The organism is Phyllobacterium sp. 0TCS1.6A (genome assembly GCF_026420825.1).
GTDB lineage: Bacteria > Pseudomonadota > Alphaproteobacteria > Rhizobiales > Rhizobiaceae > Phyllobacterium.
This window is the reverse complement of sequence record NZ_JAPMAB010000001.1, coordinates 56,423-79,993: the sequence shown is the minus strand read 5'-3', so window position 1 is coordinate 79,993 and position 23,571 is coordinate 56,423. Positions and strand designations below refer to the sequence as shown.

The 23,571-nt window shown below is 61.0% G+C and carries 27 protein-coding genes; 19 read left to right on the top strand and 8 right to left on the bottom strand.

The window, feature by feature from the left end:
• The first annotated feature begins 149 nt into the window (after nucleotides 1-149).
• Nucleotides 150-1,451, top strand: coding sequence for an MFS transporter (locus tag OSJ75_RS00380; RefSeq protein WP_267226076.1), 1,302 nt, complete (start codon nucleotides 150-152; stop codon nucleotides 1,449-1,451).
• Here OSJ75_RS00380 and OSJ75_RS00375 read toward each other — a convergent pair.
• Nucleotides 1,426-2,025: a TetR/AcrR family transcriptional regulator gene (locus OSJ75_RS00375; protein WP_250019646.1), complete on the bottom strand. Its 600-nt coding sequence runs from the start codon at nucleotides 2,023-2,025 to the stop codon at nucleotides 1,426-1,428. The genes OSJ75_RS00380 and OSJ75_RS00375 overlap by 26 nt on opposite strands.
• Nucleotides 2,026-2,163: 138 nt before the next feature.
• On the opposite strand from OSJ75_RS00375, the gene OSJ75_RS00370 reads away from it, so the two are divergent.
• Nucleotides 2,164-3,177, top strand: coding sequence for an NAD(P)-dependent oxidoreductase (locus OSJ75_RS00370; RefSeq protein WP_267226074.1), 1,014 nt, complete (start codon nucleotides 2,164-2,166; stop codon nucleotides 3,175-3,177).
• Between the two features lie 116 nt (nucleotides 3,178-3,293).
• The gene (locus OSJ75_RS00365) at nucleotides 3,294-4,808 is read left to right on the top strand and encodes a helicase HerA domain-containing protein (RefSeq protein WP_250019644.1); all 1,515 of its coding nucleotides are present in this window, start codon (nucleotides 3,294-3,296) and stop codon (nucleotides 4,806-4,808) included.
• Here the strand turns inward: OSJ75_RS00365 and OSJ75_RS00360 are convergent.
• Complete coding sequence (locus OSJ75_RS00360; protein ID WP_267226071.1) at nucleotides 4,793-5,512, bottom strand: HAD family hydrolase; 720 nt, start codon at nucleotides 5,510-5,512, stop codon at nucleotides 4,793-4,795. The genes OSJ75_RS00365 and OSJ75_RS00360 overlap by 16 nt on opposite strands.
• Nucleotides 5,513-5,655: 143 nt before the next feature.
• Between OSJ75_RS00360 and OSJ75_RS00355 the strand changes: the two genes are divergently transcribed.
• The 3 genes from OSJ75_RS00355 (at nucleotide 5,656) to OSJ75_RS00345 (ending at nucleotide 7,869) form a co-directional block, all read left to right on the top strand.
• A complete protein-coding gene (locus OSJ75_RS00355; protein ID WP_416362509.1) occupies nucleotides 5,656-6,492 on the top strand; it encodes a transglycosylase SLT domain-containing protein in 837 nt (278 codons plus the stop codon).
• 376 nt (nucleotides 6,493-6,868) lie between these two features.
• On the top strand, nucleotides 6,869-7,084 hold the full coding sequence (locus OSJ75_RS00350; RefSeq protein WP_250019641.1) for a cold-shock protein: 216 nt from the start codon (nucleotides 6,869-6,871) through the stop codon (nucleotides 7,082-7,084).
• A gap of 371 nt (nucleotides 7,085-7,455) precedes the next feature.
• Entirely contained in the window at nucleotides 7,456-7,869 is a 414-nt protein-coding gene (locus tag OSJ75_RS00345) for a BA14K family protein (protein WP_250019640.1), read from the top strand.
• Between the two features lie 50 nt (nucleotides 7,870-7,919).
• On the opposite strand, the gene OSJ75_RS00340 is transcribed toward OSJ75_RS00345, so the two are convergent.
• From OSJ75_RS00340 to OSJ75_RS00330, 3 genes are all read right to left on the bottom strand, one after another.
• A complete protein-coding gene (locus OSJ75_RS00340; RefSeq protein WP_250019639.1) occupies nucleotides 7,920-8,567 on the bottom strand; it encodes an MBL fold metallo-hydrolase in 648 nt (215 codons plus the stop codon).
• A 210-nt stretch (nucleotides 8,568-8,777) separates the two neighbouring features.
• Nucleotides 8,778-9,089, bottom strand: coding sequence for a hypothetical protein (locus OSJ75_RS00335; RefSeq protein WP_250019638.1), 312 nt, complete (start codon nucleotides 9,087-9,089; stop codon nucleotides 8,778-8,780).
• A gap of 136 nt (nucleotides 9,090-9,225) precedes the next feature.
• Nucleotides 9,226-10,116, bottom strand: a complete 891-nt coding sequence (locus OSJ75_RS00330; RefSeq protein ID WP_267226065.1) for a branched-chain amino acid aminotransferase — start codon at nucleotides 10,114-10,116, stop codon at nucleotides 9,226-9,228.
• Between the two features lie 246 nt (nucleotides 10,117-10,362).
• On the opposite strand from OSJ75_RS00330, the gene OSJ75_RS00325 reads away from it, so the two are divergent.
• The 3 genes from OSJ75_RS00325 to OSJ75_RS00315 all read left to right on the top strand — a co-directional run bounded on the left by OSJ75_RS00325 (nucleotide 10,363) and on the right by OSJ75_RS00315 (nucleotide 13,080).
• Nucleotides 10,363-10,866, top strand: coding sequence for a MarR family winged helix-turn-helix transcriptional regulator (locus OSJ75_RS00325; RefSeq protein ID WP_250019636.1), 504 nt, complete (start codon nucleotides 10,363-10,365; stop codon nucleotides 10,864-10,866).
• 23 nt (nucleotides 10,867-10,889) lie between these two features.
• Nucleotides 10,890-11,618 (top strand): response regulator, encoded by a 729-nt coding sequence (locus OSJ75_RS00320; RefSeq protein WP_250019635.1) that lies wholly within the window; start codon nucleotides 10,890-10,892, stop codon nucleotides 11,616-11,618.
• 166 nt (nucleotides 11,619-11,784) lie between these two features.
• Nucleotides 11,785-13,080, top strand: a complete 1,296-nt coding sequence (locus OSJ75_RS00315; protein ID WP_416362508.1) for an ATP-binding protein — start codon at nucleotides 11,785-11,787, stop codon at nucleotides 13,078-13,080.
• A gap of 25 nt (nucleotides 13,081-13,105) precedes the next feature.
• Here the strand turns inward: OSJ75_RS00315 and OSJ75_RS00310 are convergent, their stop codons facing one another.
• On the bottom strand, nucleotides 13,106-13,441 hold the full coding sequence (locus OSJ75_RS00310; RefSeq protein ID WP_250019634.1) for a tRNA-binding protein: 336 nt from the start codon (nucleotides 13,439-13,441) through the stop codon (nucleotides 13,106-13,108).
• A 12-nt stretch (nucleotides 13,442-13,453) separates the two neighbouring features.
• Nucleotides 13,454-13,954 (bottom strand): YbjN domain-containing protein, encoded by a 501-nt coding sequence (locus OSJ75_RS00305; RefSeq protein ID WP_250019633.1) that lies wholly within the window; start codon nucleotides 13,952-13,954, stop codon nucleotides 13,454-13,456.
• A gap of 464 nt (nucleotides 13,955-14,418) precedes the next feature.
• On the opposite strand from OSJ75_RS00305, the gene OSJ75_RS00300 reads away from it, so the two are divergent.
• The gene (locus OSJ75_RS00300; protein WP_250019632.1) at nucleotides 14,419-14,592 is read left to right on the top strand and encodes a hypothetical protein; all 174 of its coding nucleotides are present in this window, start codon (nucleotides 14,419-14,421) and stop codon (nucleotides 14,590-14,592) included.
• Between the two features lie 22 nt (nucleotides 14,593-14,614).
• On the opposite strand, the gene OSJ75_RS00295 is transcribed toward OSJ75_RS00300, so the two are convergent.
• Nucleotides 14,615-14,917, bottom strand: coding sequence for an accessory factor UbiK family protein (locus OSJ75_RS00295; protein WP_250019631.1), 303 nt, complete (start codon nucleotides 14,915-14,917; stop codon nucleotides 14,615-14,617).
• 241 nt (nucleotides 14,918-15,158) lie between these two features.
• On the opposite strand from OSJ75_RS00295, the gene lgt reads away from it, so the two are divergent.
• The 9 genes from lgt (at nucleotide 15,159) to ychF (ending at nucleotide 23,562) form a co-directional block, all read left to right on the top strand.
• Nucleotides 15,159-16,010 carry a prolipoprotein diacylglyceryl transferase gene (lgt, locus tag OSJ75_RS00290; protein ID WP_250019630.1) on the top strand — a complete coding sequence of 284 codons (852 nt, stop codon included), beginning with the start codon at nucleotides 15,159-15,161 and terminating at the stop codon, nucleotides 16,008-16,010.
• On the top strand, nucleotides 16,007-17,101 hold the full coding sequence (locus OSJ75_RS00285; protein ID WP_267226059.1) for a class I SAM-dependent methyltransferase: 1,095 nt from the start codon (nucleotides 16,007-16,009) through the stop codon (nucleotides 17,099-17,101). The genes lgt and OSJ75_RS00285 overlap by 4 nt, the downstream gene beginning before the upstream one ends.
• A 54-nt stretch (nucleotides 17,102-17,155) precedes the next feature.
• Nucleotides 17,156-17,941: a peptidoglycan editing factor PgeF gene (pgeF, locus tag OSJ75_RS00280; protein ID WP_267226057.1), complete on the top strand. Its 786-nt coding sequence runs from the start codon at nucleotides 17,156-17,158 to the stop codon at nucleotides 17,939-17,941.
• Between the two features lie 5 nt (nucleotides 17,942-17,946).
• Nucleotides 17,947-19,098 carry a M24 family metallopeptidase gene (locus OSJ75_RS00275; RefSeq protein WP_250019627.1) on the top strand — a complete coding sequence of 384 codons (1,152 nt, stop codon included), beginning with the start codon at nucleotides 17,947-17,949 and terminating at the stop codon, nucleotides 19,096-19,098.
• Nucleotides 19,099-19,240: 142 nt separating this feature from the next.
• The gene (locus tag OSJ75_RS00270; RefSeq protein ID WP_267226054.1) at nucleotides 19,241-19,786 is read left to right on the top strand and encodes a hypothetical protein; all 546 of its coding nucleotides are present in this window, start codon (nucleotides 19,241-19,243) and stop codon (nucleotides 19,784-19,786) included.
• A 145-nt stretch (nucleotides 19,787-19,931) separates the two neighbouring features.
• A complete protein-coding gene (locus tag OSJ75_RS00265) occupies nucleotides 19,932-20,864 on the top strand; it encodes a ribose-phosphate pyrophosphokinase (protein ID WP_250019625.1) in 933 nt (310 codons plus the stop codon).
• Nucleotides 20,865-21,070: 206 nt separating this feature from the next.
• Entirely contained in the window at nucleotides 21,071-21,709 is a 639-nt protein-coding gene (locus OSJ75_RS00260) for a 50S ribosomal protein L25/general stress protein Ctc (protein WP_250019624.1), read from the top strand.
• 26 nt (nucleotides 21,710-21,735) lie between these two features.
• Complete coding sequence (pth, locus tag OSJ75_RS00255; protein ID WP_267226052.1) at nucleotides 21,736-22,446, top strand: aminoacyl-tRNA hydrolase; 711 nt, start codon at nucleotides 21,736-21,738, stop codon at nucleotides 22,444-22,446.
• Nucleotides 22,447-22,458: 12 nt separating this feature from the next.
• Nucleotides 22,459-23,562, top strand: coding sequence for a redox-regulated ATPase YchF (gene ychF, locus OSJ75_RS00250; RefSeq protein WP_250019622.1), 1,104 nt, complete (start codon nucleotides 22,459-22,461; stop codon nucleotides 23,560-23,562).
• Nucleotides 23,563-23,571: the final 9 nt, after the last annotated feature.

The window sequence follows — 23,571 nt, the reverse complement described above, 5'->3', positions numbered from 1 at the left end:
TGAGTTCTCCCCCAGTCGGGAATGCTTCCGCTTTTCCTAGGATCGGTCTCTTGACAATTTATATGATGCTCGTCATGAATAGTCAAATATGATGACCATCATCTAACTTATCGATATAGTCATCGCTCTCCTTGTTTGAAAGATCGCTCATGCTTTCCACTCCGCTGGCAAATATTCTCGCGAAGCGCAACGTCCACTACGGCTGGGTCGTTGTCGCAGTCACCTTTCTCACCATGCTCGTCACGGCCGCAGCGGTGGGTGCTCCGGGCGTTCTTATTGTTCCGCTGGAAAAGGAATTCGGCTGGGAAACACGCGATATCGCCATCGCCTTTTCGATTCGCCTGCTGCTTTTCGGCCTGATGGGGCCATTTGCGGCGGCTTTCATGAATTATTTCGGAGTGAGGCGGGTCGTTTGCGTCGCGCTGGCCCTGATCGTGGGCGGGCTCTTCGCATCGCTGGCCATGACTGAAATCTGGCAATTGATCATGCTTTGGGGCGTCGTGGTCGGTTTCGGAACCGGCCTGACCGCCATGGTGCTCGGCGCGACAGTGGCCGCTCGCTGGTTCACGGAGCGGCGCGGCCTCGTGCTCGGCATGTTGACCGCCAGTTCCGCCACGGGCCAGCTTGCCTTCATGCCGCTGATGGCGTCCTTGAGCGAGACCTATGGCTGGCGCACCGCCGTCATGCTGATCTGTGCGCTTCTGACCGTGGCGGTCATCGCCGTATTCTTCCTGATGCGCGACAGGCCTGCCGATGTCGGGCTGCCGGCCTATGGCGAGAAGGACATTGTTCCTGCGCCCAAGGTGACCGGCGGGCTTCTGACACTGGTGACCATGCCGCTTCTAGCACTGAAGGAGGCTTCGGGCAGCAGCACGTTCTGGGTGCTGTTCGCGACATTCTTCGTTTGCGGCGCCAGCACCAACGGGCTTGTCGGCACGCATTTCGTCGCCTTGTGCGGCGATTACGGCCTGGCCGCCGTCGGTGCCGCCAGCGTCCTCGCCATGATGGGCTTCTTCGACTTCTTCGGAACGATCGGCTCCGGCTGGCTATCGGACCGTGTCGACAATCGCTGGCTGCTGTTCTGGTATTACGGATTGCGCGGCCTGTCGCTGCTCTACCTGCCCTATTCCGATTTTTCCTTCTACGGGCTTTCGCTCTTCGCCATGTTCTACGGCCTGGACTGGATCGCCACCGTGCCGCCGACGGTGAAACTCGCCACCGACCGTTTCGGCCGGGAGAAGGCGGGACTGATCTTCGGCTGGGTGTTCGCCGGGCACCAGCTCGGTGCAGCGTCCGCGGCCTATGGCGGCGGCTTTTCGCGGACCGAGTACCAGACCTACATGCCTGCCTTCATGGTGGCCGGGATATTGTGCCTCATCGCCGCGCTGCTCGTCCTGACGATCAGCAAGCACGCCAAGAAGGACGTCATGCAGCCGGCTCATGCCGGCTAGGCGCCAGCCAGGACATGATCAGCGACCGCAGCAGGTCTGCGGCCGCTGAGACTTCGAGCTTGTCCCGCATCATCTCGCGGGCGATGGCTTCCGCCGCGCCGATGATGCCGACACAGCGCGACCGCAATTGCTGCCGGTCGAGGCTGCTGTAGGGCGCGAGGATCGAGCAGTAGCTGTCGACATAATCGTCGATCAGCTGCAGCTGGAATGCCTCCATCTGTTCGTCGCCCTTGAGAGCGGCGGAAATCGCCGACCATTCGGGGCCCATCGAGCGACAGCAATCCATGTAGGCGTAGCTGAGCGTCCGGGCCACGTCCTCCAGATGTTTCGGCGCCTGCTCCAGTGCGGCGACGAGCTTGTCCACCTGCTGGTCGTCCAGCAGCTGATAGAGCGCGATCAGCAAGCCGCTGCGCGTGCCGAAATGCTCATAGGCGATCGGCTTGCTAACACCGGCGCATTCCGCCAGATGGCCAAGGGTCAGAGCGTCCGTCCCCTCTTCGCGCACAATGGTCAGCGCCTTGTCGAGGAGCTGCTTGCGCCGGTCCTGCCTTGCCATCTTTCTTGCAACGTTCATCGCCATTCGCCACGAGGTCCAATAATAATTTCACGCATGCCTTGTTATGCTACTATCAGTAACTTACTAATAGTAGCATAAACGGGCACTCATGTCGAACATGCCCGTTCCAACGCGAACTTGTAAAGGAATTCAGGCATGAACACCAATAGCAGCAAGCCGGCGCTCATCATCGGAGGCTCCGGGATAGTAGGCTCCAAGGCGGTCGAGACATTGCGGAAGCTATATCCCGATCTTTCCATCGCTGTGGGCGGGCGCGATCTGGCCAAGGCGCAGGCAGTCGCCGCACGCTTTCCCAACACGACAGCCGTCCGGGTCGATCTCGACCAGGCGGATCTCGCCCTTCCGGCCGAAGCGGGGTTCAGCGCCCTCGCCGTTTTCGTCAAGGACTACACGCTCAACTCCATGCGCTACGCCCAGCGCAAGGGCCTGCCCCATATCACCGTATCGAGCGGGGTCTACGAAGTCGGCCCGGAAATGGCTCTCGCCATCAGCAAGCCCGACGCCGCGCCTGTTCTCATGGCAAGCAACTGGCTGGCCGGTGCGGCGACGTTCCCGGCGATACAGATGGCCCGCCAGTTCAGCGCCATCGACAGCATCAGGATTACCGTCGTGCTCGACGAGGAGGACATGGGCGGCCCCGCGGCCTATGCTGATTTCGTGCGCCTGACGGAATCCGCGCCGAGCCCGCTGCAACTGGTCGATGGGCGCTGGCACTGGGCCGACAAGGATGAGGCGCGGCGTTCCTTCACCGATGTTGACGGCACTGCAATGGAGGCGACCGGCTATGCGCCCCTCGACGTTCTCAGCCTATCGACCGCAACCAATGCGAGATCGATCCGGGTCGACCTCGTCTACGGCACATCCGCCAGCCGTCGCCGCGGCGAAGCATTCTCCACGGAAATCGCGATCGAAATGGAGGGCACGCCTGCCGATGCCGGCAGCGGCAAGCGCCGTCTGGATATCGTCCACCCGCAAGGACAGGCTCCGCTGACGGCGCTGCACGTGGCGCTCGCCGTGGAGCGTGCGCTAGGCCTGAGGGACGGGCAGGCGTTGAAGCCGGGGCTTTTCCTCCCGGAGAGCATCATGGATGCCGATTACGTCGTCGCGCAGATGAAGGCCTTCGGCACCATCTTCAAGGAAACACGATGAAACCAGCTGTGGTTAACTGCCGATTTTTGATCGCAACCGGCGCATGGGCGGCCAAGGAATGCTAGACAGTCCGCGCGCAGAACATTGCGCGCGGAATCACTGGATCTGGAGCTGAAATGAAGGTCGATATCGACATGGGAGCAGCGCCCGCAGGCGCAAAAGCCATGCTCGACCTTGAGGAGCTGCTGGCGACGCGCCTTCTCGTGCAGGGCAATTCCGGTTCGGGAAAATCGCATCTGTTGCGCCGCCTGCTGGAGCAGAGCGCGCAATGGGTGCAGCAATGCGTTATCGATCCCGAGGGGGATTTCGTTACCCTCGCCGAGAAATACGGCCATGTGGTCGTCGATGGCGCCCGCACCGAAAACGAACTGACGCGCATCGCCGGACGCATCCGCCAGCACCGCGTCTCGGTGGTGCTGGACCTCGAAGGGCTGGACGTCGAGCAGCAGATGCGCTGCGCCGCTGCCTTTCTCGGCGGTCTTTTCGATGCGGAGCGCGATTTCTGGTATCCGATGCTCGTCGTGGTGGACGAAGCCCAGTTGTTCGCACCCGCCGTGGCCGGGGAGGTCTCCGACGAGGCGCGGAAGTTGTCGCTCGGCGCCATGACCAATCTCATGTGCCGAGGCAGAAAGCGCGGCCTTGCCGGCGTGATCGCGACGCAGCGGCTGGCCAAGCTGGCCAAGAATGTCGCCGCCGAAGCTTCCAACTTCCTGATGGGGCGCACCTTCCTCGATATCGACATGGCCCGCGCATCCGATCTTCTCGGCATGGAACGGCGGCAGGCGGAGCAGTTCCGCGATCTTGCCCGCGGCAATTTCATCGCGCTCGGCCCGGCGCTGTCGCGCCGCCCGTTGCCGGTGACCATCGGCGCTGTCGAGACCTCTGCCCGTTCCTCCAGCCCCAAGCTGACGCCACTGCCGCAGCCGGGCGAGGATGCGCGGGAACTTATCTTCACCCCCTCGCCCGAGGAGCGGCGCGCGCCGATCCGCAAGGCCCCGCCGCCGCCACCCATGCCGACGGCCGATATATTGACCCAGCTCAGCCAGGCGCGGTCCACGGAGCAGGAGGAGCGCGCCGCGCCGACGCTCTTTCCGGAGATCGACGAGGCCGAGCGCGATGCGCTGCTCGAGGCGGTGATGCGCGACATGCTGGACGACCCCGACGCCTCCTTTCGCAACGATGCCGTGCTCTACCAGGACTTTCTGGTGCGCTGCCGTATTCGCAAGGTGCCGGGAGAGCAGCTGCCCCTGCCCGCCTTTCGGCGCCGGCTGGCAGTCGCACGGGCCGGCATCGATGGCGAGACGGCGCGCGGCGAACCCTGGCAGCAGGCATTGGAACTGTCGAAGACCCTGCCGGACGACGTGCAGGGCGTATTCTTCATCGTGGCGCAGGCGGCGGTTACCGGCGCGCCCTGCCCGTCGGATGCCACCCTGGCCCGCGCCTACGGCACCCATTCCGCACGCCGGGCGCGGCGGCTGCTGACCTATTTCGAGGAGCGTGGCCTCATTGTCGTCCGCACCGACTTCACCGGCAACCGCATTGTTGCGTTCCCGGATCTCGGCCTCGAAACAGCGGCGGGCGATCCGAATGCACCCGACGACGCCGGCTTCGACACTCAGGCGGCGGAATAAGCGGCAGAGATTTCCGCAAGCACTTCGGGCAGCGCCCGCAATGTCTCGATGCGCCGGAACCGGCTGCTCGAAACCGGCTCGTCCACATGTTCGAGCACCCATGTCAGTTCATGCGGCACGAAAACGCCCCAGCTTCCCGCCTCTATCGCCGGAACCACGTCCGATTTCAGCGAATTGCCGACCATGACCGCGTGCCGTGGACCATCGCCATGCTGCGTGAATATCCGCTCATAGGTGGAGCGATCCTTGTCGCTGACGATCTCGATGGCGTCGAAGAAATCCCCGAGGCCGGATTGCGCCAGCTTGCGCTCCTGGTCGAACAGATCGCCTTTGGTGATGAGGACGAGCCGGTAGCGGTCGGCCAGGCCCTCGAGCGTCTCGGTCACATGCGGCAATGTCTCGACGGGATGCCACAGCATTTCGCGGCCGGCGGCAAGGATGTCGGCGATCACCGAGGCGGGAACATTGCCATCGGTGACCTCGATCGCCGTTTCAACCAGCGACAGGGTGAAGCCTTTTATGCCGAAGCCATAATATTGCAGATTGCGCTTCTCCACGGCGAGAAGGCGATCCATCAGATCGTCGCCGTCGAAATAGGGTGCGAGCATCGCGGCAAACTGCCGTTCCGACGAACGGAAGAACTGCTCGTTCTGCCAAAGTGTGTCATCGGCATCGAAGCCGATCGTCGTTATCGAATCCGCCATGGGACATCTATAGCAAATTGCGGGCCGGTCACTAAGAGGAATGCGCGCGCCATCTTTCATTGGACGCGATGCTGTGTTTAATGAAGCGATATTTCTCTCATGACGAGAACCGCGTGAACTGGTCGAAGCAACTCATCCTGGGCATGATCGTGCTGTCCTGCGCGCAGATTGCGAACGCTGCGGAGAATGCTGCCCTGGTGCGGCCCGCGCCGCCGCCGGAACCGGGCGTCGCCCAGATATGCGCCGCGCTCACCACCAGCGCCGACGGCCACGGCGTGCCGCGCGACTTCTTCGCCCGCCTGATCTGGAAGGAAAGCCGCTTCGACACCAATGCCACCAGCCCTGTCGGGGCCCAGGGGATTGCGCAATTCATGCCCGGCACCGCGAAAGAGCGCGGTCTTGCCAAGCCCTATGATTTCGCCGCTGCTCTACCTGCATCGGCGGCGTTTCTGAAGGAACTGCGCCGCGCGTTCGGCAATTGGGGCCTGGCGGCGGCCGCCTATAATGCCGGGCCGACACGCGTTTCGAAATGGCTGGCGAGCGGCGGGTTCCTGCCGCTCGAAACCGAGGAATACGTGCTGAACATCACCGGCCGCTCACCGGACGACTTCGCCGCCGGCGCCGAGATCACCAATCGCCCGCTCGATGCCAAGCTCGGCTTCGACCAGGCATGCCGCCGCCTGCCGATCATCCGCTTCGCCACCGTGGCGATGGCGCAGGTGAAGCCAAAACCCTGGGGCATACAGATCGCCGGCAATTTCCGCCGCAGCGCCGCCGAAAGGCAACTTGTCCGGCTCAGGCGCAGCTTTCCGGCCATTATTGGCAAGCACCAGCCTGTGATCAGCCGCCACCGCAGCCCAATGGGACGTCGCGGCGTCTATGCCGTTCGCATCGGTTCGGACAGCAGGACCGAGGCGAATGAAATCTGCACCGAATTGCGTACCGCCGGTGGTGCCTGCATCGTCATGCGCAACCGCTAGCTGCGAGCGCCAAGTGTTGACCCGGGAAGGCGCACGCCCGCCACGTATAATTGCCAAGTTCTATGCCGGTTGCACAGGCTTGCAGGTTCATTCTACCTGACGCCCCAAATGGTAGAAAAACTTTTGCTTGCCAAAAAACAGTTATTCTAGCAGTCTTGAGTTGCTCGGGCATCTATGAACACTGGAAGACTGGAAGAACGGCGCGCCGGAACCGCAATAATACCGGGTCGGGAGAAATCCCGGCAATGATCGGCTCCTTTCCTGAATTCGAGAACTGCCTGCATTATATCGTCGAAGGTCATCTACCCGGAGACGGCACTACAAAGCCCGCAGACCCACAGAGGGGGACGCGGTAGTTATGAAAAAGGAACTGAGCATGGCACAGACCGGTACGGTCAAATTCTTCAACAGCGAGAAAGGCTTTGGATTCATCAAGCCGGATGATGGCGCGGCAGACATCTTCGTCCACATCTCCGCTGTACAGGCCTCGGGGCTGACAAACCTTGCGGACAATCAGAAGGTCTCCTTCGATACGGAGCCGGATCGTCGCGGCAAGGGCCCGAAAGCCGTCAACATTTCGATCACGGAATAATCTGCCGATAAACGGTCAGATCAGGGTTTTTCATCCGGGCATTGCCCGATTTGGAACGCCCCTGTGATCCAAGCTATCCCCCAACTGCGATTGGGGGAAGTTTTGTTGCGGTGAGCATCTTCTGCAACTCCCAGCGCGCACTGCGTGCCATAACCTTGCTTTTGCCTTGGAAATGCTGAAATCCTCATGTCTGTGTTCCGTGGAACAATGCAGGCAGGACATGGCATGCTGCAACCTTCTTCATGTCATGATCGTTCAGCTTGCATTCATTCTGAACGGCATAAAAATGGAGCATGGCCGGTCTGAATGACCTGATGGCCCAAACAATTTCGGCGGCAGATGCGCGCCAGATGCTTCAAGGAGGCGAAAACATGAACAAAGGTACGAAACTTGCCATTCTTGCCACGGCGGTCGTTGCAACAGTCGTCGCACCGCTATCGTCGGCATCGGCTGACCACCACCGCTGGCGCCGGCATCATCACCGCGGCGGCGGCGACGCACTTGCCGCCGGCGCTATCGGACTTGCCGCTGGCGCCCTGATCGGCGGCGCGCTGGCGCAGCCGCGCGAGCCGGAAGTCGTCTACCGCGATTACGACGACAGGCGCGTCTACCGCGAGCCGGTCCGTGTCTACCGCGAGGTTCGCGCACCGCGCTATTACGGCAGCGCCGAGCCTTGGTCGCGTGAATGGTACCGCTACTGCTCGGATCGCTACCGCTCCTTCAATCCGGAGACGGGCACCTTCCGCGGCTATGACGGCCGCGACTATTTCTGCAACGCGGATTGATCATATAGACAAAACCGGATCCAGCCGCCGCCATCCCAGCGGCGGCTTTTTCATGTCCCTGCCAGGAACGGATTGGTGCGGCGCTCCTCGCCGAAACGGCCTCCCGGACCATGTCCGCAGATAAAGCCGATATCGTCCCCGAGCGGCAGGAGCTTCGTCTTGATGGAATTGATGAGCGCGGCGTGATCCCCGCCCGGCAGATCCGTGCGCCCTACCGAACCATTGAACAGGACGTCGCCGACATGGGCGAACTTGGCCGCGCGGTTGTAATATACGACGTGGCCAGGCGCATGGCCCGGGCAATGCAGGACCTCGAATTCATGCGAGCCGAAGGAGACGACGTCGCCGTCGTTCAGCCAGCGGTCCGGCGTGCAGTTTCTCACCTTGTCGGAAATGCCATATTGTTCGGCCTTCGCCTCGATGCTCTCCAGCAGGAAACGGTCCGCCTCATGTGGCCCGACAATATCCACGCCCAGCGCTTCCTTCATGTCCATGGCGCCGGCTGCGTGATCGATATGGCCATGCGTGATCCATATCGCCTCTATGACGATGTCGTTCTCGCGGATCGCGCGCAGCACCTGATCATTGTCGCCGCCCGGATCGATGAGCACCCCATGCTTGTCTTCACTGTCGAAAAGGATGGTGCAGTTCTGCTGAAAGGCCGTCACGGGTATAATACCGGCCTGCAATTGTCCCATATTTCAATCCTGTCCAGTTCGCGCGGGCAATGCCGCGCCTCCACCTGAATCGGTGCATGCGCACCGCTCAAAGGCGGAGCCTAGAGCAATTTCCGACTGTAGAGAACCTTCGCCGCGCGATTGGTGACGCATGGCGCGGGTTAATTCACCGGATTGCGGACATGAAAAGGGCGGCCCAACGACCGCCCAGGAAACACTTGCGAAGAACGATCAGGTTCTGGCCATCGAGTTCTTTATCGCGCCGGCAATTGCAGTCAGGATGATCCCGCCTACGCCGCCACCTGCTATCTGGCCGATGATCGCTCCGAAATCCAGACCGGACGAAGCGGCAGCAGTTGCGACAGCTTCAGCACCGCCGGCACCGAGGAATTGCGTGAGGTAACCGCCGATCAGACCGCCGACAGCACCGGCAACGGAATTGCCGGTTGTCCCGAGACTCAGGTTCTTCAGTAGAGAGCCGACGATATTGCCGCCGACGCCACCTGAAATAAGTTGAATGACTATAGGTAGAAGCGCTTCCATAATGGACACCCCGTCAACGTTTCAACGTCAGACTCATGCCTGACAATTGTCATGATGACCAAGTTTTAGGCAAAGTCAAACAACTTGATGCGTCAATAAAGACGCATCAAGTTTAAAACAGGGGAAAATAAGCGCGTTATTCTGCGGCAGCTTTCTTTGGCGTTACTTCTGCAGCGTAATCATTCATCAAATTTGCGGCGATCTCACCGACTGTGAATTTATAGGGCCCGACCTCCGAAACAGGCGTTACTTCCGCCGCCGTACCGGTGAGGAAGCACTGCTCGAATCCGGCGAGTTCTTCCGGCATGATCGCCCGCTCGATGACCTCGTAGCCACGGCGCTTGGCAAGATCGATCACGGTGCGGCGGGTGATGCCGTCCAGGAAGCAATCGGGCGTCGGCGTGTGGATGGCGCCATCCTTGACGAAGAACACGTTGGCGCCGGTCGCTTCGGCGATCTGGCCGCGCCAGTCGAGCATCAGCGCGTCGGCATAGCCCTTGGCCTCGGCGGCATGCTTCGAAATGGTGCAGATCATGTAGAGGCCGGCTGCCTTCGATTTGGAAGGCGCGGTTCGCGGATCGGGACGGCGATATTCCGCCAGATCGAGCCGGATGCCCTTCAGCTTCTGTGCCGGGTCGAAATAGCTCGGCCACTGCCAGATGGCGATTGCCACATTGATCTTGTTCGCCTGCGCCGCGACACCCATCGATTCACTGCCGCGCCATGCGATCGGACGCACATAGGCATCCTCGAACCCCTGCTTTACCAGCAGCTTGCGGCAGGCATCGTTCAGTTCCTCGACGGAATAGGGAATGGTGAAACCGAGAATACGCGCCGATTCGTGCAGGCGCTCGGTATGCTCGTTGAGCTTGAAGATCTCGCGGCCATAGGCGCGCTCACCCTCGAAGACCGCACTGGCATAATGAAGGCCGTGCGAAAGCACGTGAATCTTGGCATCTGCCCATTGGACGAACTCGCCGTTCATCCAGATATAACCTTCCAATTGATCGAATGGGACGGATGCCATCTTTTTCCTCCAGGCCTGTTTCCTGATTCAGCGGGATTTGTCGTTGCGCCAACTGGTCCCGGCGTCCAATTGGTGTACCATCGTAAACGGCGCCAACAGGCGTTTCGAATGAGGAAAATATCATAGAAACACGTCTTGGCTTTTCGAAAGCTTCAAAATGCCGGCCAACAGCTTGCCAAAAATTATCAGCAGTCTAAAATTAAGTCAACAAAGCTGACATAATTTCTGCAAAACCGGGGATCCTGCATGAATTCTTATACACCAGAACGGCCAATTGAGACAGCCCTGACCCGCCAGGATGCCGAGCAACTGGACATCATAGAGCTGTTCTTCTTCGCCTATAGGGATTTCACCGCAGACCCCGATCTCATCCTCGAAAAGCTGGCATTCGGGCGCGCCCATCACCGCGTCCTCTACTTCATCAACAGAAAGCCCGGAATGACGGTGGCGGAATTGCTTGACGTCTTGAAGATAACCAAGCAAAGCCTCGCCCGCGTGCTCAAACAGCTCATCGACACCGGCCATGTCGTGCAGGTTCCGGGCCCGAAGGACCGGCGCCAGCGTGAACTCTACCCCACGCCGAAGGGCCGGGACCTGGCGCTGCAGCTTGCGGCACCGCAATCACGCCGCATTAGCGGTGCATTGGAACAAATCGGCCCGGGCGACCGGGCGATAGTCGAGCATTTTCTGAAGGCGATGGTGAACCCTGCCCAATGGCAACAGATCGACAGCTTGCCGAAGACGGGGTAGAACCTGGGAAGAAAGGGGGAGATATGGAACAGACCAAGGACGCGAGAACCGAAGGCGAAACGGCCCAATTGTCGGACGACGCGCCGCATTTGCTGATCGTCGACGACGACACCCGAATCCGCAACCTGCTGTCGCAATATCTCACGGGCAGCGGCTTTCGCATTACGGTGGCCGCGAATGCCGACGAGGCGCGCCGGAAGCTTGCGGGCATCGATTACGACCTGCTCATTCTCGACGTGATGATGCCGGGTGAAAGCGGCGTCGCGCTGACGCAGTCGCTGCGGCAGGAAAAGAACGTGCCAATCCTCATGCTGACGGCGCTCTCCGAAACCGACAGCCGCATCACCGGACTCGAAGCTGGCGCGGATGATTACCTGCCGAAGCCCTTCGACCCGCGCGAACTGATCCTGCGCATCAACAATATATTGCGGCGAGGCGCGCCGGCGCCGCAGGCCAAGATCGAGCAGATCGTGTTCGGTCCCTATACTTTCGTCATCGCCAAGCGGGAGTTGAAGCGCTCGGGCGATGTCATCCGCCTGACCGATCGCGAGCAGGATATCATGGCCATCTTCGCCGAGCGTGCCGGCGAAACGGTGCCGCGCCACGAACTGACCGGCCAGGAAGGCGAAGTGGGCGAGCGCACGATCGACGTTCAGATCAACCGATTGCGGCGCAAGATCGAAAACGATCCCGCCAATCCGGTCTGGTTGCAGACCGTCAGAGGCGTCGGCTATAAATTGAGCGTTGAGTAGAGAGGCACTCCCGACGAATACCAGGCGCAAATCGCGAGCGGACACCGATATGGCATCACGCGACACTGCGGGCCGCGCGCTCGCGGTCCGAAAACGCCATTGGCGCCGCAAGCGAAGCACGCTGTTCGGGCCATGGCGGAAATTTACCCGCTGGCTCGCGCGCTGGATGCCCAAGCGGCTCTATGCCCGCTCGCTCATCATCATCATCGCGCCGATGGTGCTGCTCCAGTCGCTCATCGCTTTCGTGTTCATGGAACGCCATTGGCAGACCGTCACCCAGCGGCTTTCGACGGCAGTCGTGCGCGACATTTCCGGCATCATCGACCTGATGGACACATTTCCTCAGGACCCCGGCCATGAGAACCTCATCCGGATTTCACGCGAACGGCTTGCCTTGAACATTTCGATCCTTCCGCTCGATCCCCTGCCCGCTCCGGGTCCCAAACCGTTCTTCTCCATCCTCGACAGCATCCTGAGCGAGGAGATAACCCGCCAGATCAACCGGCCGTTCTGGATCGATACGGTCGGCGACTCGGATCTCGTCGAAATCCGTATCCAGCTCGAGGACAAGGTGCTGCGCGTCTTCGCCCGCCGCAGCCAGGCCTATGCCTCCAACACGCTGATATTCCTGGTATGGATGGCCGGTTCGGCGCTGGTTCTTCTCGCGATCGCCATTCTCTTCCTGCGAAACCAGATCAAGCCGATCCAGCAGCTTGCCGCCGCTGCCGACAGTTTCGGCAAGGGACGGCCGGCGCCGCCCAATTTCAAGCCGCGCGGAGCGGAGGAAGTTCGCCGCGCCGGCGCGGCATTCATCGTCATGCGTGAGCGCATCGAGCGGCAGATCGAGCAGCGCACCACCATGCTCAGCGGCGTCAGCCATGATCTGCGGACCATATTGACGCGCTTCAAGCTTCAACTCGCACTCGTCAGCAACAGGCTCGATACGGCCGCCATGGAACAGGACGTCGAGGACATGCAGTCCATGCTCGAGGGCTATCTCGCCTTTGCCCGCAGCGAGGCCGAGGAGGAAACCGGGACGGTCAATCTCGACCGCGTTTTCGCCAAGCTGAAGGAGGAAGGCAATCTGCTCGGCCGCGGCTTTACATCGACCATACGCGGCCCTGCCGAAATCCAGGTTCGCCCCAACGCGTTTTCACGGCTGGTGTCGAACCTCGTGTCGAACTCGTTCCGCTACGCCAGGAACGTCTATGTACTGGCGGACCACCGCGATGGATGGCTGACGATAACCATCGATGATGACGGGCCGGGGATACCGAAGGAAATGCGCGAGGAAGTGTTCAAGCCGTTTTTCCGCCTCGACGAGGCGCGCAATCAGGATTCGAGCGGCACGGGGCTCGGGCTTGCGATCGCGCTCGATATAGCGCGCAGCCATGGCGGGGACATCATTCTGGATGAAAGCCCGAAAAAGGGCCTGCGCGCCATCATCCGCATCCCGGCCTGATGCCGACAATATTAGAAGCAGGCGGCTAGAAAAGCCGGCCGCCATTGGGGACGGGACGGCTTATGGCGGCAAGAACGACATCGCCGTTTTCGTCCGGGAAGCCGAGCGTCAGCACCTCGGACATGAAGGGTCCGATCTGCCGCGGTGGAAAGTTGACCACCGCCATCACCTGCGTCCCGACGAGTTCCTCGATCGTGTGCCGCTTCGTGATCTGGGCGGATGATTTTTTGACGCCGATCTCGCCGCCGAAATCGATTTTGAGCTTGAAGGCGGGCTTGCGCGCTTCCGGGAAAGGCTCAGCTTCGATGATCGTGCCGACCCGGATGTCGACCTTTTCAAAATCCGCAAAACTTATCGTCATGGCCGCAATCCGTCAGGCAGATCCGATCGTCTCGAACAGGATGCTGTCGAGCGATTCCCGCGCGGTCGAGCCGGACCAGACGACGAACTGAAACGCCTGGAAATATGTCTCGCAGGCATCGAGCGCGCTTGCCAGCAGCACCTCCACCTGCTTGCCCGTCGGCTCCACGCCGCCGGAGAGCAGCAGCGATTGCCGATACATGATCGCGCCTTCCTGCCGCCACAGATCGAAGTGCCCCATCAGCAGCTGTTCGTTGATGAGCGACAGCAGCCGCTGCACTTCGTTGACGCGCGGCTCGCTGACGGCGATATCGAAGGCGCAGGCCAGGTGAAGAGCCTCGAAATCCTCCATCCAGGAAAAGGAGATCTGGTAATCGGTCCAGTTCCCCTCGACGGTGATGGCAATCTCGTCTTCTCCAGTACGTTCGAACGCCCACTCATTCGTGAGGGCGACATGCTCGATTACGTCCACCGGGTGTAAGTCTCTCGCAATCTCTATTTCCAGAAGGCTCATCGCCCATTCCCTGCTCAATCGAATATCGTAAAACGCCACCAGAGGAGGCGCACCCAGCACACCGTCAACGCTCGAAACTCTCCAGCAGGAAGAACGCACCCGCCGGATTGCGGCCCGCTTATTCTGGCCGCGGCATGATCGCTGCCACGAATCATGCTGTAATTTCAGTGTATTGATGCTGAGTCCCAGCGCCAGTCCCCTTTCGGCGATTTGAGCGGAATGCATGTGGACAGAAGTTCTGAAAAAGATTCACAAGCTGCCTTTAAATGACTCTATGCAAAGGCTTTTCGGCGCTCGGTCCCTGTTGATAAAGACTTGCGATTTATTTTTGGGGAAAGAAGATGGAAGGGCCCGCGGGCCGATTATTCTTGCACCTGCCGATGCGGCGCCCGTCATATCGGCGATAAGAACCGCCGCTAAAGTCGGCGCGTACCACAGACCAACCCCATCAAAGGACCGGAATCATGGCCGACGAAGCTGAAACCACAATACGGGCAATGCAGAAGAATGATGACGGAAAATGGTACTACACCATCACCATAGATGATGAAGAAGGCCCGAAGGTAGGGCCCTTCGAGACCGAGGAAGCCGCCCTGGCGGCTGGCGAGGAAGACCTCGCCGAAGACAATCAGGCCTGAGCCACTTCTCGATCGGCCAGGATCAGGATTTCCTGGCTCTCGTGCCAGCGGGCTTTACGGGTTTTTCCGCTGGCGTCTTGCCCACCAGGGCTTCCAATGCTTCGATCCGCGCGAGCAGCGCAGTGTTCTCGGCCCTCGCCCGGATCGCCATTTCCCGCACGGCCTCGAAATCCTCGCGCTGGACGACGTCCATCGTGTTGAGAAGGCGTTCCGCCTGTCCCCGGAACGCCGTTTCCACTTCCTTGCGCACGCCCTGGGCAGCGCCGGCGGCGTCGGTCACGAGTTTGGCCAGTTCATCAAGAACGCGGTTCGATCCATTGGTCATTGGCTGATACCTCTCTGATTGCCCAAGCGAATAAAGGAAAACCCATTCGATTGGAAGCTGCCCGTGCGAATACGATCATTATGACACAGCCCCTGGACCCCTACAATTTGCGGGGCCTGCAAAGGTTCCGTCGCTCGAGGCAAGGCGGCGCTCCGGCAAAACTTACCCGGGCTGTGGCTTGACGGCCAACAAGCCCTCGCGCATGGTCCGCGCCGATGTGCAAATCTATCCGGAGTGCGTTGTGAACGAAGTCCTGTTGCCGACCTTCTCGGCCATTGCCTTTCCCAATATCGATCCGGTCATCTTCAGTATCGGACCATTGTCGGTGCATTGGTACGGGCTCGGCTATGTCGTCGGCATCCTCTTCGCCTGGTGGTATGCCAAGAAGCTTGTCAGCCAGCCTCGCCTCTGGGCCAACAATACACCGCCGATGAAGCCGACCGATCTCGACGATTTCGTCCTGTGGGCCGCGCTCGGCGTCGTCCTCGGCGGGCGCATCGGCTACATACTGTTCTACGACTTCCAGCGCTATCTCGCCCAGCCGCTCGACATCTTCAAGGTGTGGGAAGGCGGCATGTCCTTCCACGGCGGCATGCTCGGCACCATTCTTGCAATGGTGCTCTTCGCTCGCGCCAGGAGGATCAACGTGTCGAGCATGCTCGATACGATAGCCGCCGGCGTGCCCGTCGGGCTTGGGCTCGTCCGCGTCGCCAATTTCATCAACAGCGAATTGTGGGGGCGGCCGACGGATGTGTGGTGGGGCATCGTATTCCCGACGGGCGGCCCGATGCCGCGGCATCCGAGCCAGCTCTATGAAGCGGCCCTCGAAGGCATCGTTCTGTTCACGATTCTCGCGCTTTTCATCTTCTTTGGCCGCAAATTGAAGAGCCCGCGCTTCATCAGCGGCACATTCGTCGCGCTTTACGGCGTATCGCGGATCTTCGTGGAGTTCTTCAGGGAACCGGATGCGCAGCTCGGCTATCTCTATGGCGGCTGGCTGACGATGGGAATGATCCTTTCGATCCCCATGGTGCTGGTCGGCATCGGCTTCGTCCTGTCCGCGCGCAACCCCGAGACCCCGACGGGACGATGAGCCTCAAGCAGCGCATAGTGCGGCAGATAAGGCTGAACGGCCCTATCAGCGTCGCCGACTATATGGCGCTATGCCTTTTCGACCCGAAGGATGGCTACTACACGACGAGGGAGCCATTCGGGGCCGAAGGAGACTTCATAACGGCGCCGGAAGTCAGCCAGATGTTCGGCGAACTGCTCGGCGCCTGGTGCATCAATGCCTGGCAGGAGATGGGCTCGCCCTCTTCCTTCGTCCTGTGCGAGATGGGCCCCGGCCGCGGCACGCTGATGGACGATCTGTTGCGCACCGTCGCCAGGCTCTCGCCGGCCTTCTGCGCCGCCGCCCGCATCCACATGGTGGAGCTCAGCGACAGGCTGGCGGAATTGCAGCGCCGCAAGCTCGCGCACCATCGTCTGGCCATCGAATGGCGCACACAGCTCGATACGACGAGCCGGCTGCCATTGATCCTCGTCGCCAACGAACTGTTCGACGCCATCCCCACCCGGCAATATGTGAAACACCGGGGCCATTTCGTCGAGCGCCTTCTGGTTGCGGACGATGACGACCGGTTGCACTTCATCGCCGGCACCGGCACGTTGGATGCCGGTTTGCTGCCGGCTGGGCATGCCCTTGCGGCGGAAGGCACCATATTCGAGATATCGCCGCAGCGCGTCGCCCTGATGCGCGAAATCGCCTCCCGCATAGGCCGGAGCCGCGGCGCCGCGCTGCTGGTCGACTACGGCCATTTGCAGGCCGGCTTCGGCGACACGCTGCAGGCGCTGCGCAGCCACGATCATGTCGATGTTCTCGATACGCCGGGCGAGGCGGATGTCACCACCCATGTGGACTTCCATGCACTTGTGCAGGCGGCAAATGCGGAGCAATGCCGGACGGCGACAATGACCCAGGGCGATTTCCTGCTGGCGATGGGGCTTCTCGATCGCGCCGGCGCGCTTGGCCGGGATAAATCCACAGATTATCAGGAGCAGATTCGCGCCGACGTCGAACGGCTTGCCGGCCCCGACCAGATGGGACATCTCTTCAAGCTATTGTGCGTGACCGACGCCGCCACCACCACCTTTCCCTTCAATATGGCGCGAGACCGCAATTGACTTCGCGCCATAGCTCGACCACCATCCGCAACCTTTGAAGCAGCCGGTGCGACCATGACAGACACTCCCGAACCGATCCGTTCTCCCCAGCTGGCGCCGGCCGGACGGCGGGGAATCGAGCATGGTTTCTTCACGCGCCAGGGCGGCGTTTCGGACGGGATCTATCGTGGGCTCAATGTCGGCAGCGGCTCGAAGGACGAACCGGCCAGGGTGGCCGAGAACCGGCGGCGCGTGGCGCAGGCGCTTCGGGCGCCGCTGTCGCATCTCGTGACGGTGCATCAGGTGCATTCGCCCGACGTCATCACCGTCGATGCCCCCTTCGACGGCGAGCGCCCGAAGGCGGACGCCATGGTCACCGCGACGCCCGGCATCGTCATCGGCTCGCTGTCGGCCGATTGCGGCCCGATCCTTTTCGCCGATCCCGACGCCAGGGTGATCGGCGCTGCCCATGCCGGCTGGCGCGGCGCGATTTCAGGTGTGCTGGAAAATACCGTCGAAGCGATGATTGCCCTCGGGGCCAGGCGCGAGCGCATCGAAGCCGTGCTCGGACCGACGATCGGCCCCGAAAATTATGAGGTCGGGCAGGAATTTTACGACCAGTTCGCCGGAACCGACAGGAAATATACGAGTTTCTTTCGCGATGGCAGCCGCAGTGACCGTTTCATGTTCGATCTGTGGAGCTTCATTCTTCACAGGCTGGAAGGGACCGGCGTCAACGCTTCCGCGCTGCGGCTTTGCACCTATGCGGATGAGGATCGGTTCTTCTCCTATCGCCGCACGACCCACCGCAACGAACCCGACTATGGCCGCCAGATTTCGGCAATCACGATTACGGAGTAGACATCATGGCGCTTCATTTCGAACCGGAAGAATTCAGCGCCCGTCGCGACCGCCTCATGATGGTCATGACGGAGCAGAAACTGGATGCCATGCTGCTGTTCTCGCAGGAAAGCATGTATTGGCTCACCGGCTATGACACTTTCGGCTTCTGCTTTTTCCAGTGCCTGGTGGTCAAGGCGGACGGCAGCAATGTCCTGATGACGCGGTCGGCGGATCTCCGGCAGGCCCGCCACACCTCCAATATCGAAAACATCGTCGTCTGGGCCGACCGCGACAATGCCAATCCGGCGGCGGACCTGCGCGAGCTTCTCAACGATCTCGATCTTCTCGGCTGCCGGATCGGCATCGAATACCAGACGCATGGACTGACCGCCGCCAATGGGCGCAAGCTGGACGAGCAGTTGGCGGCCTTCGGGCAACTGGTCGATGCTTCCGGCCTCGTCGACAGGCTTCGCCTGTTGAAGAGCCCCGCCGAAATAGCCTTCAGCAAGAAGGCGGCGGCGCTCGGCGACGAAGCGCTGGAGGCAGCGCTGAAGCTCGTCAAGGCCGGAGCCGACGAAGGCGCCATTCTCGCCGCCATGCATTCGGCGATCTTCTCCGGCGGCGGCGATTATCCCGCCAACGAGTTCATCATCGGTTCCGGCGACGATGCCTTGCTCTGCCGCTACAAGGCGGGACGGCGCAAACTGACCAAGAACGACCAGCTGACGCTCGAATGGTCGGGCGTATATCGCCATTACCATGCGCCCATGATGCGCACGATCCTGACCGGCAAGGTTTCGAAACGCCATCAGGAACTCTATGACGCGGCCCGCGAGGCGCTGGAAGCGGTGGAAACCGCCCTCACCCCCGATTCGACCTTCGGCGACGTGTTCGAGGCGCATTCGAAGGTCATGGAGGCCCATGACCTGACGCGGCATCGGCTGAATGCGTGCGGCTATTCGGTCGGAGCGCGGTTCACGCCGTCATGGATGGACATGCCGATGTTCTATTCGGGCAATCCCGAGCCCATCCAGCCCGACATGACGCTGTTCGCCCATATGATCATCATGGATTCCGACAGCCAGAGCGCGATGACACTCGGCAGGACCTACCTGACGACAAATGGCGCGGCCCAGCCGCTTTCTCGCCTGGGACTTGACTTAATCGTCAAATAAAACTCTTGTCTCATGGCTATGCAGCTGACCACTGGGTCGTCTTGGGGTTTGAGTGAAGATGAAGTTCCGCTATGCGTTGATTAGCGCCGCCGCACTGTCGGCAGCCATCGGACTTTCCGCCTGCAACAGTTCAGAATCTCCCATGGGAGTAACCAAGGCGGACCTGCCGCCGACGCAGAACGCCGCCACGCCGACTACCGACCCGGCGCAGGCGCCAACACCGGCAACCACCGGGCCGGCAACCACTGGGCCGGCAACCGCCGGGCCAACAACCGCTGCGCCGGGCCAGCCGGCCGCTCCCGCTTCGCCCGGGGTGGCGCAAACGGCAAAACTGCGATTCGCGCCTATCGTCGGCGCGCCCATCGCCGCGGCCACGCCGCTTTCGCAGCGCCTGTCCGCGCTGGCCAAGTCCAGGGGCATCACGCTCGGCACCGCCAGCGATAATGACAATACCCACATCATGAAGGGCTATTTCTCCGCGCTGGCCGATGGCAACCAGACGACGATCATCTATGTCTGGGACGTTCTCGATCCCGCCGGTACCCGCCTGCACCGCATCCAGGGCCAGGAAAAAGTGGCTGGCGGCGGTGCCGATCCATGGAGCAGCGTACCGGCCGCGACAATGGAGGGCATCGCGGACAAGGCAATCGACGGCTATATGAGCTGGATTTCCACCCCGAAGACGTGACATATTTACGCGTTCCGGCAGTTTACTTCACTGAATCCCACATGAATCACGGCACCGCGCTTGCATTGTCCGTCAGTCGCAGTAAAAGGCCCGCCATATCCTTCCCTTGGCTGACGCTCTGAAAAAGACGTGAGGAAAATACGGCATGAAACTCTTCGCGGGCAATTCCAATCGCGTTCTCGCTGAATCAGTCGCCAAATATCTCAACATTCCACTCGGCAAGGCCAGTGTCCGGCGCTTCGCCGATCAGGAGATATTCGTCGAGATTCAGGAAAACGTTCGCGGCGAAGACGTATTCGTCATGCAGTCCACTTCCTATCCGGCGAATGATCATCTGATGGAACTTCTCATCATGATCGACGCGTTCCGCCGCTCGTCGGCCAAGCGCATCACCGCCGTGCTTCCCTATTTCGGCTATGCGCGGCAGGACCGCAAACCCGGGCCGCGCACGCCGATCTCGGCCAAGCTCGTCGCCAATCTCATCACCGAAGCCGGCGCCAACCGCGTGCTGACGCTCGATCTCCATGCCGGCCAGATCCAGGGCTTCTTCGATATCCCGACCGATAATCTCTATGCCGTACCGGTGATCGCGCGGGACGTGCGCGCCCGCTACGGCACGTCCAATGTCATGGTCGTCTCGCCCGATGTCGGCGGCGTCGTCCGTGCACGCTCGCTTGCCAAGCGCATAGACGCGCAGCTCGCCATCGTCGACAAGCGCCGCGACCGGCCGGGCGAATCGGAAGTCATGAACGTCATCGGCGAGGTTTCCGGCAAGGACTGCCTGCTTTTTGACGATATCGTCGATTCCGGCGGAACCCTGTGCAACGCCGCTGAAGCGCTTCTGGCGAAAGGCGCGACGAGCGTCACCGCCTATATCACCCATGGCGTCCTTTCCGGCGGCGCGGTCGCCCGCATCACGGGCTCCAAGCTCAAGGAACTCGTCATCACCGACTCGATCCAGCCGACCCCGGCCATCGAGGCAGCGCATAATATCCGCGTCCTCACCATCTCCGACCTCATCGGCGAAGCCGTGGCGAGAACGGCGTCGGAAGAATCCGTTTCCAGCCTTTTCGATTGATCGCAGCCGCAGCGGCCCGAGGGCCGCGTGCAACTTGCACATGCCGGCGCTTTCCGCTATAGAGCCGCCATCCGCGTAGACACCCTTGGAGGCAACGCGGAATGTTGCGGTCGCTCTTCCCGCGGGAAGGGCATGGCCGCATCATGTTTTTTGGGTGCCGTTGGCGTCAGAGAACACTCCAGATTTGAACCTCGAAAGGAAATGCCATGAGCGAAGCATACGAGCTCAAGGCCGAGGCGCGCGAACGGGTCGGTAAGGGGTCCGCCCGGGACATTCGCCGCAACGGTAAAGTGCCGGCAGTCATCTATGGTGACAAGCAGGCGCCAATCTCCATCACCCTCGACTACAAGACGCTGTATTACAAGATTCACGGCGGCGGTTTCAAAACCACCATTGCCAACATCGTTCTTGACGGCAAGACGATCCAGGCACTGCCGAAGGATTATCAGCTCGATCCGGTCAGCGACAAGCCGCTGCATGTCGACTTCCTGCGCGTATCGGCAAAGTCGGTCGTCAATGTTCATGTGCCGATCCACTTCATCAATGAAGAACTCGCACCTGGCATCAAGCGCGGCGGCGTTCTGAACATCGTTCGTCACGATGTCGAGCTGCACGTTCCGGCCAATGCCATCCCGGATGCGATCGAAATCGACCTGACCGGCAAGGTCATCGGCGATTCGATCCATATCTCGTCCGTGCCCCTGCCAAAGGGCGTTACGCCGGTCATCCAGGATCGTGACTTCACCATTGCCACCATCGCGGCCCCGGCTGTCCTGCCTGCAGAGGAAGAGACGACCGAAGCTGCTGCCGAGGGCGATGAGACCGAAGCAAAAGACGGCGAATAATCGCCTGGTCAAGGGAGCCTCGTCACGTGCTGCTCATTGCAGGTCTTGGCAATCCGGGCTCTCAATATGCCCATAACAGGCATAATATCGGCTTCATGGCGGCGGATGAGATTCACCGCCGCCATGGCTTTTCACCTTGGGTGAAGAAGTTTCAGGCACTCCTGTGCGACGGAACGATCGATGGCGAAAAGGCCATACTCATCAAGCCGCAGACATTCATGAACCTTTCCGGCCAGGCTGTTGGCGAGGCAATGCGCTTCTACAAGCTCGCTCCGGCCGACCTCGTCGTCATCTATGACGAACTCGACCTGCCGGAAGGCAGGATGCGGGTGAAGACGGGCGGCGGCGCCGGCGGGCACAATGGCATCAGGTCCATCGACGCCCATTGCGGCAAGGAATATCGCCGCGTCCGCCTCGGCATCGGCCATCCCGGCGTCAAGGAGATGGTGACGCATCATGTCCTCGGCAATTTCGCCAAATCCGATGCCGACTGGCTCGAGCCGATGCTGCAGGCGATCGCCGACCATGCCGGCCTCCTGGTCAAGGGCGATGATGCAGGCTTCATGAATCGCGTTTCGCTCGCCACGGCCAAGGGCGGAAGCACCGAAAGGCCGGTTGCAAAATCCACCGGCCAAAGCCATATCCGGCAGGCGCGGCAGAACCGCCCCGCCCCCAACCTTCCCACGTCCGGCCCCATGGCCGACATGCTGAACAAGCTCTTCGGCAAGAAAGAATAAGGATCGCACATTATGGGTTTCAAATGCGGCATCGTTGGCTTGCCCAATGTCGGCAAATCGACGCTTTTCAATGCCTTGACGAAAACGGCTGCCGCCCAGGCAGCCAATTACCCATTCTGCACCATCGAGCCCAATACCGGCGAAGTGGCCGTGCCGGACCCGCGGCTCCAGGAGATCGCCAGGATCGGCAAATCCGCCAATATCGTGCCGACGCGCATCAGCTTCGTCGATATTGCCGGCCTCGTGCGCGGCGCTTCCAAGGGCGAAGGCCTCGGCAACCAGTTCCTCGCCAATATCCGCGAGGTGGACGCCGTGGTTCATGTCCTGCGCTGCTTCGAGGATGATGATATCACCCATGTCGAGGGCCGGATCGATCCGGTTTCGGATGCCGAGACCGTCGAGACAGAGCTGATGCTGGCCGATCTGGAAAGCCTGGAACGCCGCGCCGCCCAGTTCCGCAAGCGCGCCACCAGCAAGGACAAGGAGGCGCTGACCGTCCTTCCCGTCATGGAGCGCGCTCTCGCGCTGCTGCAGGAAGGCCGTCCCGTCCGCTTCATGCTGGACGGCATCGCCGCCGAGGACCTTGCTATCCTGAAGGGCTTGAACCTCCTCACGTCGAAGCCCGTGCTCTACGTCTGCAACGTGGCCGAAGACGATGCGGCGACGGGCAATTCCCATACGGAAGCCGTCGCGAAAATGGCGACCGCCCAGGGCGCCGAAACGGTGGTCATCTCCGCCGCCATCGAGGCGGAAGTGGCGCAATTGCCCGAGGACGAGGCAAAGGAATATCTCGACGCGATGAACCTCGAGGAACCCGGCCTCGACCGCCTCATACGGGCCGGCTACAAGCTGCTGCACCTCATCACCTACTTCACCGTCGGTCCGAAGGAAGCGCGCGCCTGGACCGTCGAACGCGGTTCCAAGGCACCGCAGGCGGCCGGCGTGATCCATACGGATTTCGAGCGCGGCTTCATCCGGGCGCAGACCATCGCCTATAATGATTACGTGACGCTGGGCGGCGAAACGGCGGCGAAGGAAGCCGGCAAGGCGCGTGACGAAGGCAAGGAATATGTCGTCCAGGACGGCGACATCATGCTCTTCCGCTTCAATACGTAAGAGCGAAGC

Bases quoted from the DNA above. Each gene is read 5' to 3' on its own strand.
- OSJ75_RS00260 (WP_250019624.1), top strand. From the start codon at position 21,071: ATGAGCGAAGCATACGAGCTCAAGGCCGAGGCGCGCGAACGGGTCGGT.
- OSJ75_RS00340 (WP_250019639.1), bottom strand. From the start codon at position 8,567: ATGGGACAATTGCAGGCCGGTATTATACCCGTGACGGCCTTTCAGCAG.
- OSJ75_RS00380 (WP_267226076.1), top strand. From the start codon at position 150: ATGCTTTCCACTCCGCTGGCAAATATTCTCGCGAAGCGCAACGTCCAC.
- OSJ75_RS00315 (WP_416362508.1), top strand. From the start codon at position 11,785: ATGCCCAAGCGGCTCTATGCCCGCTCGCTCATCATCATCATCGCGCCG.
- OSJ75_RS00270 (WP_267226054.1), top strand. From the start codon at position 19,241: ATGGGAGTAACCAAGGCGGACCTGCCGCCGACGCAGAACGCCGCCACG.
- OSJ75_RS00295 (WP_250019631.1), bottom strand. From the start codon at position 14,917: ATGACCAATGGATCGAACCGCGTTCTTGATGAACTGGCCAAACTCGTG.
- OSJ75_RS00375 (WP_250019646.1), bottom strand. From the start codon at position 2,025: ATGAACGTTGCAAGAAAGATGGCAAGGCAGGACCGGCGCAAGCAGCTC.
- OSJ75_RS00275 (WP_250019627.1), top strand. From the start codon at position 17,947: ATGGCGCTTCATTTCGAACCGGAAGAATTCAGCGCCCGTCGCGACCGC.
- OSJ75_RS00345 (WP_250019640.1), top strand. From the start codon at position 7,456: ATGAACAAAGGTACGAAACTTGCCATTCTTGCCACGGCGGTCGTTGCA.
- OSJ75_RS00325 (WP_250019636.1), top strand. From the start codon at position 10,363: ATGAATTCTTATACACCAGAACGGCCAATTGAGACAGCCCTGACCCGC.
- OSJ75_RS00310 (WP_250019634.1), bottom strand. From the start codon at position 13,441: ATGACGATAAGTTTTGCGGATTTTGAAAAGGTCGACATCCGGGTCGGC.
- OSJ75_RS00360 (WP_267226071.1), bottom strand. From the start codon at position 5,512: ATGGCGGATTCGATAACGACGATCGGCTTCGATGCCGATGACACACTT.
- OSJ75_RS00370 (WP_267226074.1), top strand. From the start codon at position 2,164: ATGAACACCAATAGCAGCAAGCCGGCGCTCATCATCGGAGGCTCCGGG.
- OSJ75_RS00330 (WP_267226065.1), bottom strand. From the start codon at position 10,116: ATGGCATCCGTCCCATTCGATCAATTGGAAGGTTATATCTGGATGAAC.
- OSJ75_RS00350 (WP_250019641.1), top strand. From the start codon at position 6,869: ATGGCACAGACCGGTACGGTCAAATTCTTCAACAGCGAGAAAGGCTTT.
- OSJ75_RS00355 (WP_416362509.1), top strand. From the start codon at position 5,656: ATGATCGTGCTGTCCTGCGCGCAGATTGCGAACGCTGCGGAGAATGCT.
- OSJ75_RS00305 (WP_250019633.1), bottom strand. From the start codon at position 13,954: ATGAGCCTTCTGGAAATAGAGATTGCGAGAGACTTACACCCGGTGGAC.
- OSJ75_RS00320 (WP_250019635.1), top strand. From the start codon at position 10,890: ATGGAACAGACCAAGGACGCGAGAACCGAAGGCGAAACGGCCCAATTG.
- OSJ75_RS00300 (WP_250019632.1), top strand. From the start codon at position 14,419: ATGGCCGACGAAGCTGAAACCACAATACGGGCAATGCAGAAGAATGAT.
- OSJ75_RS00335 (WP_250019638.1), bottom strand. From the start codon at position 9,089: ATGGAAGCGCTTCTACCTATAGTCATTCAACTTATTTCAGGTGGCGTC.
- OSJ75_RS00265 (WP_250019625.1), top strand. From the start codon at position 19,932: ATGAAACTCTTCGCGGGCAATTCCAATCGCGTTCTCGCTGAATCAGTC.
- OSJ75_RS00285 (WP_267226059.1), top strand. From the start codon at position 16,007: ATGAGCCTCAAGCAGCGCATAGTGCGGCAGATAAGGCTGAACGGCCCT.
- ychF (WP_250019622.1), top strand. From the start codon at position 22,459: ATGGGTTTCAAATGCGGCATCGTTGGCTTGCCCAATGTCGGCAAATCG.
- OSJ75_RS00365 (WP_250019644.1), top strand. From the start codon at position 3,294: ATGAAGGTCGATATCGACATGGGAGCAGCGCCCGCAGGCGCAAAAGCC.
- pgeF (WP_267226057.1), top strand. From the start codon at position 17,156: ATGACAGACACTCCCGAACCGATCCGTTCTCCCCAGCTGGCGCCGGCC.